9 protein-coding genes are annotated in these 12465 nt (G+C 66.7%); 1 reads left to right on the forward strand and 8 read right to left on the reverse strand.

Annotated elements, in window-relative coordinates; translation table 11 throughout:
* Positions 1–61: 61 nt before the first annotated feature.
* The 3 genes from dltC to dltA form a co-directional block, all read right to left on the reverse strand.
* Positions 62–307: a D-alanine--poly(phosphoribitol) ligase subunit DltC gene (dltC, locus tag BQ7355_RS00460; protein WP_072414408.1), complete on the reverse strand. Its 246-nt coding sequence runs from the start codon at positions 305–307 to the stop codon at positions 62–64.
* Between the two features lie 104 nt (positions 308–411).
* Positions 412–1620 carry a D-alanyl-lipoteichoic acid biosynthesis protein DltB gene (gene dltB, locus BQ7355_RS00465; RefSeq protein WP_072414409.1) on the reverse strand — a complete coding sequence of 403 codons (1209 nt, stop codon included), beginning with the start codon at positions 1618–1620 and terminating at the stop codon, positions 412–414.
* A gap of 4 nt (positions 1621–1624) precedes the next feature.
* Positions 1625–3160 carry a D-alanine--poly(phosphoribitol) ligase subunit DltA gene (dltA, locus tag BQ7355_RS00470; RefSeq protein WP_072414410.1) on the reverse strand — a complete coding sequence of 512 codons (1536 nt, stop codon included), beginning with the start codon at positions 3158–3160 and terminating at the stop codon, positions 1625–1627.
* A 483-nt stretch (positions 3161–3643) separates the two neighbouring features.
* Between dltA and BQ7355_RS00475 the strand changes: the two genes are divergently transcribed.
* Positions 3644–7492 carry a phosphoribosylformylglycinamidine synthase gene (locus tag BQ7355_RS00475; protein WP_072414411.1) on the forward strand — a complete coding sequence of 1283 codons (3849 nt, stop codon included), beginning with the start codon at positions 3644–3646 and terminating at the stop codon, positions 7490–7492.
* Positions 7493–7860: 368 nt separating this feature from the next.
* Here the strand turns inward: BQ7355_RS00475 and BQ7355_RS00480 are convergent, their stop codons facing one another.
* The 5 genes from BQ7355_RS00480 to BQ7355_RS00500 all read right to left on the reverse strand — a co-directional run bounded on the left by BQ7355_RS00480 (position 7861) and on the right by BQ7355_RS00500 (position 12373).
* On the reverse strand, positions 7861–9015 hold the full coding sequence (locus tag BQ7355_RS00480) for a hypothetical protein (protein ID WP_072414412.1): 1155 nt from the start codon (positions 9013–9015) through the stop codon (positions 7861–7863).
* Positions 9016–10125, reverse strand: a complete 1110-nt coding sequence (locus BQ7355_RS00485) for a hypothetical protein (RefSeq protein ID WP_143761629.1) — start codon at positions 10123–10125, stop codon at positions 9016–9018.
* Between the two features lie 83 nt (positions 10126–10208).
* Positions 10209–11057, reverse strand: coding sequence for an ABC transporter ATP-binding protein (locus BQ7355_RS00490; protein ID WP_072414414.1), 849 nt, complete (start codon positions 11055–11057; stop codon positions 10209–10211).
* 12 nt (positions 11058–11069) lie between these two features.
* Positions 11070–11834 (reverse strand): hypothetical protein, encoded by a 765-nt coding sequence (locus BQ7355_RS00495; RefSeq protein ID WP_072414415.1) that lies wholly within the window; start codon positions 11832–11834, stop codon positions 11070–11072.
* Positions 11831–12373 carry an RNA polymerase sigma factor gene (locus BQ7355_RS00500; protein WP_159430421.1) on the reverse strand — a complete coding sequence of 181 codons (543 nt, stop codon included), beginning with the start codon at positions 12371–12373 and terminating at the stop codon, positions 11831–11833. Before BQ7355_RS00500 ends, BQ7355_RS00495 begins: the two co-directional genes overlap by 4 nt.
* Positions 12374–12465: the final 92 nt, after the last annotated feature.

The following is a 12465-nucleotide window of genomic DNA, read 5'->3' on the forward strand; positions in this document are numbered from 1 at the left end:
GGGCCCGAGGCGAGAGCCGGCGAGGCGGCCCCATCCCCTGCAGGCGCGGACCCGATCGCCCTCACAGGCGCACCGCGATCTGCTCGATGATCTTGTTCACCGTGTTCATCTCCTCGCGCTCGACCGCGGTCGGGGCTATGTCGACGCCGAACGCCTCCTCGATGCCCACGAGCACCTCGATGGCGGCGAGCGAGTCGAGCAGGCCCGCCTCGAACAGGTCGACATCGCGCTCCTCGCGCACCGCGTCGTCCTCGCAGATGTCCTCGAGCATATCGAGCACCCTGTTCTCGAGTTCGTTTCTCTCCATGTCGTTTCCCTTCTCGCATGCGCGCCGCGGGGCGCGCATTGATAGACGTCGGATGTGCCGCCCCGCCGGCGGCGCCCCGAGCCGTCGAGGCCCGGGGCCGTGGGTCACGCTGCGAACGCGCGGGCGAGCAGGCCGCCCACCTGGCCGGAGAACAGTGCGAAGCCGAGCACCACGAGCTGCAGCGTCACGAACCACGTGAGCACCCGGTACCAGGCCTTCTTGCGGTAGCGCTTATGGAACCCGCAGCGCTTCTGGTAGACCTCGGTCGCCGCCAGCAGGACGCCGTGATAGGCACCGTAGGCGAGGTAGTCGGGCGTGAGCCCGTGCCACGCGCCCATGAGGAGCATGTCGACGGCATAGGCGGCGCACGCCGTCGACAGGCGGCTCGAGAAGACCTTGCGCCTCGTCGCGGCGCGCACGAAGCGCATGAACACGAAGTCCCTCAGCCACGTCGACAGCGTGATGTGCCAGCGGTTCCAGAAGTCCTTCATGTCGAGCGCGCGGTACGGGGCGCGAAAGTTCGCCGGAGTCTCGATACCGAAGCACGCGCTCGCCCCCATCGCCATGAGCGAGTAGCCGGCGAAATCGCAGAAGAGGTACACGGCGTACCCGTAGGCGCGCAGGACCTCGCGGGCGGCGACGGGCAGGCCGAGCGCATCGACGGTGAGCGTGCCGGCGGGGGCGGAGGCCGGGTCGTAGAACCCGCGCGCGACCGTGGCGAGCACCAGCTGCAGGACCGCTCCGGCGAGAAGCATCATGGTCCCGCGCGCGAGCAGGTCGGCGTACGCGGAGCGCGGGCGCGGCGCGGCGAGGTCCGAGGCGAAGCGCCGGGACCGATCGATGGGCCCGGAGGTGAACGTCGCGAAGAACGTGAGGAAGTACAGGTAGTCCAGGGGCGCGATATCGCGAATGAGGCCGTCGCGGATCTCGATGACCACCTGCACCGCGCGGAACGTCGCGTAGCTGATCCCGATGAAGCCGAGCAGGTTGCAGTCGAACACCGCCCCGACCTTGCAGGCGACGAGCGGGGCGAGGCACGCCGCGAGGGCAAGGCGGTACACCGCCATGCTCCTGTTGCCGCCCTCTCGCGCCCAGCTGCGCCAAACCGCATACGTCGCGACCGACGCCGCCGCGACGAACAGGGCGAACGCGCAGGCGCCCCGCGGGTCGCCGGCGAACAGCAGCGCGAGCATCGCCCACGAGGCGACCATGCCGTAGCCCCTGACGGAGCGCCCCGCGAGCCCCAGCGCCACCGCGGGCGCGGACACAGCCGCGAGCGCGATGAAGAAGGACGGGGACGTGTAGAACCCCATGGGGCTACCGCGCCGTCTCGGCGAGTGCGCGACGGTCCACCTTGCCGTTGCCCGTCATGGGCAGTGCGTCGAGAAAGGCCACCTTCTTGGGGATCATGTAGTGCGGCAGAGCGCCGCGCAGGCGCTCCTTGAGGGCGAGGCCAGCGCGGAACGGCGTCGTGGAGAGCGGGGCGGCGGGCACCACGTGCGCGACGAGGTGCGAGACCCGTCCCTCGCGGACGGCGGGGACCACCGCTGCGGCGGCCACCTCGGGCAGGCGCCGCAGATGCTCCTCGATGTCGCCGAGCTCGATGCGGAACCCGTTGAGCTTGACCTGCAGGTCGAGGCGGCCGCGATAATGAAGCATGCCCGCGCCGTCCAGCCATCCCTCATCCCCCGTGCGGTACGTGCGGACGGGCGCTCCGGCCAGCTCGCAGGCACCGAAAGACCGTTCCGTCAGATCCGGCCGGCGATAGTAGCCACGCGCCACCGTATCGCCCTCGATGACGACCTCGCCGAGGGAGCCGGGCGCGCACTCCGCGCCCGAAGCGTCCACGATGCGGATGCGCGTGCCCGGCCGCGCGGACCCTACGGGCAGCGGGTCGGAGGCGCCGGCCATCTCGTCCGTCACCTCGACGGAGGTCACGGCGACCGTCGACTCGGTCGGACCGTAGGTGTTAAGCACGCGTGCCGAGGGGAAGCGCTCGAGAAGCCGCGCGGCGGTGGCGTTCGGCAGGGTCTCTCCGCAAAAGATGGACAAGCGAAGGTCGGCCATGAGGCCTTGGCCGAACTCCGGGTTCGCCAGGCAGAGGGATGCGAACGCCGGGGTGGAGACCCACACCTCGATGCCGGACGACGCGAGGGCGGCGAGCAGGGCCGATGCGCTTTGCTGGGAATCGTGGACCAGCGAGAAGAGCGTGCCGCCGCTCGCCAGCGCACCCGCGAGCTCAAAGACGGAGAGGTCGAACGAGAACGGGGCCTGATCGAGCCACACCGCGGGACTCCCGCCCGAGAGCTCGAGGTCCCAGGCACAGAAGTTGTCGAAACAGTCCGCCGTCACCTCAACGCCCTTGGGGGCGCCGGTCGAGCCCGAGGTGAACAGGATGTACGCGAGATCCTCGCCGGAGATCCAGCGGGAACGGTCCGAGAAGCCGCCCTCCGAGACGATGCGGAAGAGTTCGTCGCCATCGAACAGCTCGACGGCGCATGCGCCCTCCACGCCGGGAAACGGCTCGCTCGCGAGCACCGGCAACGGCGCGTTCCCCGCTATCTGGGCCGCAATCGACGCCACGCGCTCGGGCGGGACCGAGAACCGGTCGACCGGCACGTACGGGCAGCCCGCCTTCATGCAGGCGAGAAAGCACGCGACCATGAGCGGATGCTTGTTGCCGTAGACCATGACCGGCTGACCCGGGGCCGCGATGCCCGCGATCCGGGACGCCAGGGCCTCCGACGCGAGCCAGAGCTCGAGATACGTCATGCGGTCCCCCGCGGACGTGCGCAGCGCCGGCGTCTGAGGCAGCGTCCGCGCCGTGTACTCAATGCTCTCCAGGTACTTCATGCCTCTTCCACCCCTCCGCACGCAAGCGGCGTACGCCGCGGCGAATTCGATACACAGACGAGAAGGCTACCCCCCCCCGACCCCGATCTGGCAAGTACCGAATCGGGTCCGCGGGCGAGGTCGCCGCCAACCATTCTGGTCTGCCAACCTTTACGCATCCTTACCGGCAGATGACAAATAAGTAAGTATTAATCGGGACGCAGCCCGCCGGGCTGCTCCCCGAAGGCCCTCGCCAAGAGGGGCGTACCCTAACGGCGCACCGTGCCATTAGGGTACGCCCCTCTTGGCGAGGGCCTGTCCCCCTTGGCACAGCCGGCAGGCGACATGCAATTAGGATGCCGGACGCACAAGCACGAGCCTGCGCACGACGGGGTGACGTATCATGGAGAGGTTAGCAATCCGCCGGCTCAAGGCGGTCCGCGCACCGCGCGGCCGGCCGCTGCCGCGCGGCACCGACCCGTCCACAAAGAAGGGCAGGACTCCATGGTCTCTCGTGTGTACGTAGAGAAGAAACCCGGCTTCGACGTCGAGGCCCGGCAGCTCAAGGGCGAGCTGACCGCGATCCTGGGGATTTCGGGCCTCACCGGCCTCCGCCTCATCAACCGCTACGACGTCGAGGGCATCGACGAGGAGCTGTTCGCTCGCTGCGTGCCCACCGTGTTCTCCGAGCCGCAGGTCGACGTCGTGTACGACGAGCTGCCGGCGGACGACGCCGCGACCGTCTTCGCCGTCGAAGCCCTGCCTGGCCAGTTCGACCAGCGCGCCGCCTCCGCCGCCGAGTGCGTGCAGTTGATCTCCCAGGGCGAGCGGCCTGCCGTTCGCTGCGCCAAGGTGTACGTGCTCTCCGGCAACCTTTCCGCAGAGGACCTCGACGCCATCAAGGGCTACGTCGTCAACCCGGTCGAGTCGCGCCTGGCGTCCCTCGAGTGCCCTGAGACCCTCACCCAGGAGATCCCCGACCCCGAGCCGGTCGAGGTCATCGACGGCTTCCGCGAGCTCGACGAGGGCGGCCTCGCCGCCTTCATCGCCGAGCGCGGCCTGGCCATGGACGAGGCGGACATCACCTTCTGCCAGCAGTACTTCATCGACGAGGGCCGCGACCCCTCGATCACCGAGATCCGCGTGATCGACACCTACTGGTCCGACCACTGCCGCCACACCACCTTCGGCACCGTCCTCGAGAACATCGAGATCGACGACGCGACCGTCCAGGCGGCCTTCGACCGCTACCTCGAGATGCGCTCGCAGCTCGGCCGTGACGAGAAGCCCATCTGCCTCATGGACATGGGCACCATCGGCGCCAAGTGGCTCAAGAAGCAGGGCATCCTCACCAACCTCGACGAGTCCGAGGAGATCAACGCCTGCACCGTCAAGGTGACGGTCGACGTGGACGGCGAGGACCAGGACTGGCTGTTCCTCTTCAAGAACGAGACGCACAACCACCCCACCGAGATCGAGCCCTTCGGCGGCGCGGCCACCTGCGTGGGCGGCGCGATCCGCGACCCGCTCTCGGGCCGTTCCTACGTCTACCAGGCCATGCGCGTCACCGGCGCGGCCGACCCGACCGTGCCGGTGTCCGAGACCATCGCCGGCAAGCTGCCCCAGCGCAAGCTCGTGACCACCGCGGCGGCCGGCTACTCCTCCTACGGCAACCAGATCGGCCTGGCCACCGGCCAGGTCTCCGAGCTCTACCACCCCGGCTACATGGCCAAGCGCATGGAGGTCGGCGCCGTGGTGGGCGCCGCGCCCGCGAGCCACGTCCGCCGCGAGTGCCCCGCCCCCGGCGACAAGATCATCCTGCTCGGCGGCCGAACCGGCCGTGACGGCATCGGCGGCGCCACCGGCTCCTCCAAGGCCCACAACGTCGAGTCCATCGAGAAGGACGGCGCCGAGGTCCAGAAGGGCAACGCCCCCATGGAGCGCAAGCTGCAGCGCCTGTTCCGCCGCGGCGACGCCTGCCGCCTGATCAAGCGCTGCAACGACTTCGGCGCGGGCGGCGTCTCCGTCGCCGTGGGCGAGCTGGCCGACGGCCTCTACATCGACCTCGACATGGTCACCAAGAAGTACGACGGCCTGGACGGCACCGAGCTCGCCATCTCCGAGTCCCAGGAGCGCATGGCCGTCGCCGTGGCCGAGGCCGACGTCGACGAGTTCATGGGCTACGCCGAGGAGGAGAACCTCGAGGCGACCGTGATCGCCGAGGTCACCGCCGAGCCCCGCGTCCGCATGGCATGGCAGGGCGACGCCATCGTCGACCTCTCCCGCGCGTTCCTCAACTCCAACGGCGCGCCGAAGTTCCAGGACGTCCACGTCCCCGCGCAGGGCGTCGCGCCCATCGACCCCGAGAGCGAGCTGGCACAGGCCGCGCTCGAGGAGTTTGACAGCCTCGAGAACGTCTTCGAGAGCACCGTGCCCATGGTCCCGGGCGCCGAGGAGGTCGATTCCTTCGCCGAGGCCATGCGCCTGCTCGTGAGCGACCTCAACGTCTGCTCCAACAAGGGCCTGTCCGAGCGCTTCGACTCCACCATCGGCGCCGCGACCGTCCTCATGCCCTTCGGCGGCGAGCGCCAGCTCACCCCGAGCCAGGCCATGGTCGCCAAGTTCCCGGTCGACGGCGAGACCACCACGGTCTCCGGCATGGCCTGGGGCTTCAACCCCTACATCATGGAGGCCGACCAGTACCGCGGCGCCTACCTCTCCGTCGTCGAGAGCATCGCGCGCCTCGTGGCCACCGGCTTCGACCACACCAAGGCGTACCTCTCCTTCCAGGAGTACTTCGAGCGTCTGCGCGACGTCCCCGAGCGCTGGGGCAAGCCCATGGCCGCCGTCCTGGGCGCCCTCATGGCCCAGGTCGAGCTCGGCGCCGGCGCCATCGGCGGCAAGGACTCCATGTCCGGCTCCTTCGAGGACCTCGACGTCCCGCCCACGCTGATCTCCTTCGCCGTCGCGGTCGATAAGCTCGCCAACATCGTGTCGCCCGAGTTCAAGCGCGCGGGCAGCCGCGTCGCGCTGATCCAGCCCGCCTACCAGATGGACGACCTCCTGCCCGAGACCGACTCGCTGCTCGCCGCCTTCGGCGCCGTCGAGGAGCTCGTCCGCGAGGGCAGCGCGCTCTCCGTCTCCACGCCCGGCTTCGGCGGCCTGGCCGAGGTCCTGTTCAAGGCCTGCCTGGGCAACCGCATCGGCTTCACCGTCGCGGACGCCTACTACGAGGCCGACGCGCGCGACCTGTTCGACCACGCCTACGGCTGCTTCATCGTGGAGCTCGCCGAGGGCGCGGAACTGCCCGAGGTCGACGGCGTGACCGTGGTCGAGCTCGGCACCACCACCGAGGCCTACGAGCTCGCCGCCTACGACGAGACCCTCGATATGGCCGAGCTGCAGGAGGCTTGGGAGTCCGGCATCGAGTCCGTGTTCCCCTACCGCAGCGCAGCCGACGACGTCGACGCCCCCGAGGAGCTCGTGCCCGAGGAGCGCTACCGCTGCGAGGAGGAGGGCCGCGTCCGCGCGACCTACGGCGGCCTCAAGATCGCCCGTCCGCGCGTGATCATCCCGGTCTTCCCCGGCAACAACTGCGAGTTCGACTCCGCCCGCGCCTTTACCGCCGCCGGCGCCGAGGCCGATGTCTTCGTGATCAACAACCTCACGCCCGAGCACGTCGCCGAGTCCACCCGCGAGCTGGCGCGCCACATCCGCGAGTCCCAGATCGTCATGATCCCCGGCGGCTTCTCCGGCGGCGACGAGCCCGACGGCTCCGCCAAGTTCATCACCGCGTTCTTCCGCGCACCCGAGGTCACCGAAGCCGTTCGCGACCTGCTGCAGTCCCGCGACGGCCTGATGCTCGGCATCTGCAACGGCTTCCAGGCGCTCGTCAAACTCGGCCTGGTGCCCTACGGCGACATCGTGGACGCCACGGCTGACGCCCCGACGCTCACCTTCAACGAGATCGGCCGTCACCAGAGCCGCCTGGTGCGCACGCGCATCTGCAGCGACCTGTCGCCGTGGCTCTCCCAGTGCGACCCCGAGGAGCTCTACACCGTGGCCATCTCCCACGGCGAGGGCCGCTTCGTCGCTAACGACGAGGTGCTCGCGCAGCTGCGCGCCGGCGGCCAGATCGCCACGCAATACGTGGACGTGGCGGGCATGCCGTCCATGGACCTCGACGTGAACCCCAACGGCTCCGTGGCGTGCATCGAGGGCATCACCAGCCCCGACGGCCGCGTGTTCGGCAAGATGGGCCACGTGGAGCGCCGCGGCGACGGCCTGTACAAGAACGTCCCCGGCGAGAAGTTCATGCCGCTGTTCGAGAGCGGCGTCGCGTACTTCTCGTAAGCGAGTCATGTTGGGGCGGGTTTTGCCCCGCCCCTCCCCGTGGCAGCATGAAGGCCGCCGCCTGGAACACATCCAGGCGGCGGCCTCTTTTTTCCCGCCTCAAAAAGGGGACAGGCACTTTTTTGAGGCGCGGGCCTTGTCCGGGGACCGCACAGGGCACGCGAAACCTCAAATTGGGGACAGGCACTAAATTGAGGTCTGTCAGCGGCACGGAAATCGGCATCGGCCGCGGCATCAAGGGCAGTCTCCGGACACCGAATCGGAAACCTTGGAAAAGCGCCCGCCCCTAAACCTCAAATTCGTGCCTGTCCCTAATTTGAGGTGCACGCCCTAACTGCACGCGGTTCTCACGATTGCCCGCTGAGCGCCTATCTCGCATCGCATCGACGTTCTCGCATGCAGGAGAACACGCAGCTCACGATAGCCACCAGCGCGATCACTGCAACGAACGCCAACTCGCCGCCCACCGGCAGCCAGCCCGTTGAGAAGGGATTGGCGCTCCCCGGCACCGACCGCTCGCACAGCGCATGGTCGAACAGCACGGGCACAAGCAGCCATCCGAAACCCGCGCACACGGGCACAACGCGCACGAGCATGCCAACATAGCCCGCACTCATCCGGGCAAGCACGAACGACAGGAGCCCCGCAGCAAGACCCAGGCCCACCATCAGCGCGACGCGAGCAGCTACATAAGCCCCCAGCGTCATGTCCCAGCCGCAGACATAACCGCTCAACGGACCCGTGATAACGCAGTCCATCAGGGCACCAATCCCAGCACCGGCAAGGGGAACGGCCCAGGCGCACAGGCTCACGGCAAGAACGAGCGCCGCCGACAACACCGCAGCCGCCAGCTGCGCGCCGAACACCTTGCGACCGATGCGCGATGACCACTGGACCGCCCGCATGCGATGCAGCTGGTCGCTCACCGCGACAGGAGCCATCACAAACATGGGTGCGACCACAAGCCACGTTGAGAGACGGTTGAGATACGTCTCGATATCCTGCAACCACATGTGCGAGAGATAGCCGCGTGCGCCCCCTTCCCCCTCTAAAGCCTGAAGCCAAAGGTCCATCTCATACGCCCTCTCATGGGAAGGCAAGGCAAGGATCCGCTCGCTCAAAGCGATATCCGCCTTGAGCGCATCATCGGGCTCGCCTCCCGCTTGCTGTACCCCATATTCGCGATCGAGCACCTCGATTGAAAAGGCATCGAAGTCCGCCCGCGTGCGAAGGTCGCGCTCGGCAGCCCCATCGAGCGTCGCCAAATCAGACTCGAACGCCGTCTCCGCAGCGCGTGCTTCCGCACGGATTTCACGCATCTCGGCATCATCGATCGAGGCCCCGAATCTATCCGCCCACTCCTGGGCAAGCTCGAAATGAAAGGTCGCCTGGCTCCCGTTGGGAAAAGCGACTATCCCAGGCCCCTTTCCGACAAGAAACCAGAAAGCGATGCCGGACACCAGAAGCGCCGCAAAGATACCCGGGCGCCATATCCTACTCAGCTCCTGCGCGAACAGACTCATCTATGCCACATCCTTATCGAACCACATGCGCCGCAGCACCGGATGCATGCACCACAGGACAGCGATGCCGCAAATCACAGCTGCAGCTTCTTGCAATGGGATGAACGAACGAAGCCCCAAGTCGGTAAACCACTGGCCGCTCACGGAAAGCAAGGGCGCTGGAAAGACGTGCATGAGTGCACGGGCGACGTGCCATCCGTTGAGCGCGCATGCCGCCTGCGCCCCCAGCGGCGCGATCAAGAGCACGCAAGCCGTTACAGCGGCACGGACCACGCTATAACCGGTTGCCAGCAGGACCGCTTGGACCGTAAGGCACAGCAGCGCCACGAAGCCCGACCCCAGCAGCAGGGTCCACATGAGGTACGAGCCGATCGAGCAATCGAACCACGTCACGAACGGCCGCGCGGAGCCTCCGTCCACCACAACGTTGAACAAGCTCGAAACGCTGCTCTCCCACACGGGACCGATTCCCCATCCGGACAGCGCGGCAACCGCTCCGAAGGTCAGCACCGCGAACGCTGCGTACATCGTCAACGCCCATATCAAGGATGCGGTGAGCCTTGTTGCAACGACGCCGCGCCCGACGGGACTCGACAGCGCGATCGACCGCGCCCCCGTTCGCTCGTCCAGCTCGCACATAGCAAGCAGCGCGGCCATTCCTATGGCAGAAGCCTCCAAGATAACCACGGGCACGAGCGTCCCGAATAAGAATTGGTGCACGTCGAACGTGTAGGCGGCACCGTATACGTCCCGCTCCTGCCTCGACGCCCGCACCGCATCGACCCGATCCTCCCAAGCCGCATATTTCGAAGCCACCAAGTGCGACGCCAACGGCGCATCCATATCGATCGCCGCCGCGGTACCGGCCTCGCCCGCATCAAAGGCGGCAAGTATGCCCTGGGCGTGGGACACGGACCATGCGAGCTGGTCGCGAGCACCGGTCGCCGGACGTGCCATCACCGCATCCAAGAATTCCTGATCCATATGAACACCCACCAGCTGGGCGACCGAAGCGACTTCCGCCATATGCGGAAACAGCCACGAGTTGCCAAAGATGAGCGCACCGTTCAAAACGAGGAAGGCGAACGGCAACGCGACAAGCAGGGGCATGCGAACGATCCGGCGCAACTCTTCCGCAAGCAGTGACAACCCTAGCGAGCGCGATATCGCCGCGCTCAGCGCCGTCATTTTCCTCACCGCCCCTCGCGATACCGCACCAGAAACGCATCCTCCAAGGTGGGGGAAACGGCGCGCGCACCCTCGGGGCACCGTGTCGCGCAGATGCGAAGCATCGTGCGTCCATCGCGCTCCCGCTCTCCCAGCACCTGACAGCCACGGGGAAGTTCCGCATGAACCGGCATCTCGAATATCATTCCAGCAAGCTCGGCGCAGAGTTCCGCGCTGCCCGGATACGCCTTCACGCGACCGTTTTGGATGAATACGATCTGGCCGGCAATCGCCTCGATGTCCGACACGATATGCGTCGACAGAATCACCGTGCGCTCTTTTGCGAGCTCATGAATGATGTTGCGAAAGCGCACGCGCTCGCGCGGATCAAGCCCCGCGGTGGGCTCATCAAGAATGAGGATCTGGGGATCGGCAAGCAGCGCGGTCGCGATTCCGATGCGCTGGACCATGCCGCCCGAGAACTCGCGCATGCGGCGGTCTGCCGCGTCGGCAAGACCTACCAGCTCGAGCAGCTCGTCGCATCTCCGCGCGATGTCGTGCTTGCCCATTCGCTGCAGGACGCCCACGTAGCGCAGGAACGCCCGGGGCGTATAGCTCGGATAATATCCAAACTGCTGGGGCAGGTAGCCTAGCACGGCACGGTAGCGCTCCCCCATCGCATGAATGTCCTCGCCGTTCCAGCAGATTCTTCCCTCGGTTGGAAAGGTAAGCGTGGCGAGCATCTTCAGAAGCGTCGACTTACCCGCTCCGTTTGGCGCTATCAACCCGGTAACGCCCGTGGAAAACGCAAGCGTCGCGTCCTCGATCACAACGTTGCTCTTGAATCGTTTGGTCACGTGTTCGACGGTAAGCATAGCGCATCTCCCCTACGCGTATTCTGCGAACGACATCGTGCAGGCATCAGCAATAAGGCGGACAAATAGGATCGTCGCGGCCGCTGCGACCGCGAAGAACACCACCGCGGGAACGGCGAGCAGCGCCGTGGCGGCTGCAGGGAGCATTGCCAGCAGCATGCCTGCAAGCGCCCAGATGACAATCGGCATCAGCGGGACGACAACCGCCTGAGCCGCCCCGTACATTCGCCCAGCCACGTTAAGCCGAAAGATCAGAAGCGAAAAGGCGCCGAAGGTCGCGAGGCTCGCCGCGGCAAGGGACAGCATCCACCAAAACGAGACCATGCGCGCGCTCGCGACCCAGGCCGCAGCGGCAAGCGGCACGGTAAGCAGAATCGCCATCGCCCCAAACGCCAGCATGCGGGCAGCATGGAACTCGAGAACCGTCATGCGACATGCCGCGCGCCACGCGATTGTTCCGCTCTCGCGGTCCTTCCACGCAACAAGTCCCTGAAGCGCCGCAAAAAACAACGGAGCCAGCATAAAGACCGCGAGCGCCGCGTCCCCGGGTTCTGCGATGAACGCCAAAGGAGCCGCGCCGGCAAGAGTGATGATTCCTGCCAGAATCGCGCAGTCCTCGATCCCGAAGAACAGCGCGCGCAAAGACAGGGCGGCGAAATTGCCCCGCATACGGCCGTATGACGCTTCGCATGAAGGCAGCGCCTCATCGAGAATCGATTCGATGGCGCGATCGCGCTCCTCGCTGCTCAACCCTTCGCGCCATTCCGCTTTGCTCATAGTCGCTCCTCCCGCTCAATGCATGCCCTCATCGCCTTGACCGCCCGGTAGTACTGGGCCTTGGCGGCTGCTTCGCCTTGCTGGGTCGCCCGAGCGATCTCGGCGAAGCTGCTCCCGGCAAACACCCGCAAGCGCACCACCGCCTGCACTCTGGGCTCAAGCCCCAACAAGAGCCCCATCGCCCTCCGCGCCCTGTCCTCGCTCCAAGAGCGATCGATGAGCTCCTCGTATTCATCGCGCATATCCACGGGATCGATCTCTACCCCATCTATGGATAGCGGCGTGAAGCGCATCCGCGCGCGATGCCAATCGATGATCCTATTGGCGGCGATGCGGTAGAGCCACGTTCGAAACGAGGCGCGCCGCTCGTCGAAGGATGCAAGCGCGCGCATCGCCGCAACGAAGACATCCTGCGTCACGTCGAGCGCCTCGTCCTTATCTCGCATCTGATGGGCGACAAACCGGTAGATGTCGTCATAGTGCCTGCGAATCAACTTGTCCGCGCATCGGCGCGATCCTGTTCGAACGATCTTGCGCACCAGCGCGACATCCCCGTCCGCCATTCGATCACCTCCTCGCACGGCATCGCGGCCCCTTGCTATGAGACTATACGTGCGCTCCCTCCATACGT

It is taken from the genome of Collinsella phocaeensis (genome assembly GCF_900119895.1).
Classification (GTDB): domain Bacteria; phylum Actinomycetota; class Coriobacteriia; order Coriobacteriales; family Coriobacteriaceae; genus Collinsella; species Collinsella phocaeensis.